Genomic DNA, 2,628 nt, shown 5'->3' on the forward strand with positions numbered 1-2,628 from the left:
CTCCACCAGCGCGGGCGCCAGCCGCCACTGCAGGCCGATCAACCGGGCCGCGCCACCGGCGTACGCCTCGCGGCGCGGCCGGCGCAGCAGCCGGACGATGGTCTCGGCGACCACCTCCGGCGGGTAGATCGGAGGCGGCGGCACCAGCTCCCGGCCGCTGTGATTGCCGGTGTGCCGGAAGAACGGGGTGTCGATGGTGGCCGGCAGCACGGTGCAGACGGAGATGTGCCCCCGGCCGGTGACCCGCAGCTCCTGACGGACGGTGTCGGCCAACCCCCGGATGCCGTGCTTGGTGGCGTTGTACGCAGACTGGTACGGCATGGCCACCTCGGCCAGCACCGAGGCGTTGTTGACCAGCACACCGCCACCGGCGGCGCCGAGGTAGGGCAGGGCCGCCTTGATGCCGTGCACCGCCCCGAGCAGGTTGACCTCCAGCACCCGGCGGAACTCGGCGACCGGGATCTCGTCGAACAGACCCACCGCGCTGACCGCGGCGTTGTTCACCCAGGCGTCGATCCGACCGAACTCGGCCACCGCCTGTTCGGCCAGCCGCCGCACCGACTCCAACTCGGTCACGTCGGTCGGTACGACGAGCGCCTGACCGCCCAGCTCCCGGCAGCGCTGCGCGACCTGTCGCAGGGCCGGCTCACTGCGGGCGGCCAGCACGACGGCGGCACCCCGGCGGGCCAGTGCGTAGGCGGTCGCCGTGCCGATCCCGCTGGACGCGCCGGTGATCACCACGGTCGAATCGTCGAGACTGCGGGTCAGCGGCATTCCTGAGCGGTACCCCCGGCCGGACCTGGTCACACCAGCGACAGGTTGTCGATCACCATCGAATCGTGCGGTCGGGTGTCACCTGTGCTTGCTGTGGCGCAAGTGTCGGTGGCAGTCGGGCGGACTCTTCCTGATCTGCCAGGTTTCGACTCAGCGTCGCGGGGTTAATGGGACGCTCTGACCGGGAGGACCACCGCCGAGGAAAGATCGCAGGGAGGTGACCCATGCGCGTCGGCCTCGTCTGCGCGCACGCCAGCTCATACCGCCACGCCGACGGCCCACCGGTCGGCACTCGACAGCACATCGCCAGGGTCGCCGCGGAACTGACCGAGCGGGGCCATGACGTCCGGCTCTACGTCCGCCGGGACGACCCGGCGCTGCCGGCGACGATGAACGTCGACGGCTACCAGGTGCACCACGTGCCGGCCGGCCCGCCCACCGCACTACCCACCGCCGAGCTGATCCCGTACGTGACGGAGGTCGGCCGTTGGCTGGCCGACGAGTGGTCCGGTGCCTGGCGGCCCGAGGTGGTGCACGGGCACTACTGGGTCGGCGGCCTGGCCGCCGCACACGCCGTTCGGGAGACCGACATCCCGGTGGTGCAGACGTTCCACTCGCTCGGCGTCGAGCAGCTGCGTCACCTGGGCGGTCACTACGACGGGCCGGGGCAGCGGATCACGCTGGAACGCGCGCTGACCCGGGCCGTCGACATCGCCGTGGCCCAGTCCAACGACGAGGTCGACGAGCTGACCCGGATGGGTCTGCAACGCAGCTCGGTCGCGTTGGTGCCGGCCGGCGTCGACATCGACCTGTTCCATCCCGACGGCGAGGCCGCGCCGCGCGAACAGCGGCCCCGCATCCTCTCGGTGGGCTCGCTCGCCGCCGGGCACGGCCAGGAGGACCTGATCCGGGCGATGCGGCTGGTCGGCGACGCCGAGTTGGTGATCGCCGGTGGGCCGCCGGCCGACCAGTTGGCCAACCACGCGGAGGCGCGCCGGCTGCGCGAGCTGGCCGAACAGATCGGCGTCGTCGACCAGGTGCGGCTCGTCGGGGCGGTGCCGCACGACCAGATGGCCACCTGGTACCGGTCGGCGGACGTGGTCGCCTGCACGCCGCACTACTCCTCGGCCGGGCGGGTCTCGCTGGAGGCGATGGCCTGCGGGGTGCCGGTGATCGGCTACGCGATGGGCGGCCTGGCGGACGCCGTCGTCGACGAGGTCACCGGCCGCCTGGTGCCTCCCGGTGACGTACGCGCGCTCGGCGTGTCGCTGCGTCGGCTGCTCGCCGACAACGCCGGCCGGTTCGCGTACGGACACGCCGCGGTGGACCGGGTGCGCAGCAGCTACACCTGGGAGCGGACCGCCGGTGCGTTGGAGCGTCTCTACGAGCGGGTGGTGAGCCGGCGCAAGCCGGTCGAGGCCTGAGCGGGGCGGTGCCGCGACACCCGCGGGCGCGGTGTCGGCCCGCCCGGCCGGGCCAGCGGCGGCCGGTCAGCCGGTCCGGCCGGCACCCACCATGGCGGGGTCCCGCCGGGGAGCCACCGAACGGTGCTGCTGCGGTTCGGCGTACCGGGTCAGGCCGATCACCGCGGCCAGGGTGACCAGGAAGCCGGCCGCGGCCAGCCACTCCCGCCCCGGCCAGATCTTGTCGTTGAGCAGCAGCAGGCCGACGATCGCGGCCGGCACCGCCCCGGCGGCGTCCATCGCGGCGACAGCGGCGGTCGTCGAGCCACGCTGCATGGCCAGACCGAGCAGCAGCTGACCGACGATCGAGTGGACGATCAGCAGGTAGAACAACGGGTTGACGAGGAACGCCTCGGCGGACGGCGCGGACGCCAGAGGCCGGGCGGCGACA

At 73.1% G+C, this 2,628-nt stretch carries 2 protein-coding genes and 1 pseudogene; 1 reads left to right on the forward strand and 2 read right to left on the reverse strand.

Annotation, left to right across the window (positions count from 1 at the left end):
• On the reverse strand, window positions 1-774 hold a 774-nt coding region (locus tag KBX53_RS29110), incomplete at its 3' end, for an SDR family oxidoreductase (protein ID WP_210862798.1).
• 224 nt (window positions 775-998) lie between these two features.
• On the opposite strand from KBX53_RS29110, the gene KBX53_RS29115 reads away from it, so the two are divergent.
• On the forward strand, window positions 999-2,198 hold the full coding sequence (locus KBX53_RS29115) for a glycosyltransferase (RefSeq protein ID WP_030336641.1): 1,200 nt from the start codon (window positions 999-1,001) through the stop codon (window positions 2,196-2,198).
• Window positions 2,199-2,264: 66 nt separating this feature from the next.
• On the opposite strand, the pseudogene KBX53_RS29120 reads toward KBX53_RS29115, so the two are convergent.
• Window positions 2,265-2,628 (reverse strand): annotated as a pseudogene (locus KBX53_RS29120) (hypothetical protein); the annotation flags it as partial.

Origin of the sequence: Micromonospora sp. M51, assembly GCF_018070305.1 — a bacterium.
GTDB lineage: Bacteria > Actinomycetota > Actinomycetes > Mycobacteriales > Micromonosporaceae > Micromonospora > Micromonospora parva.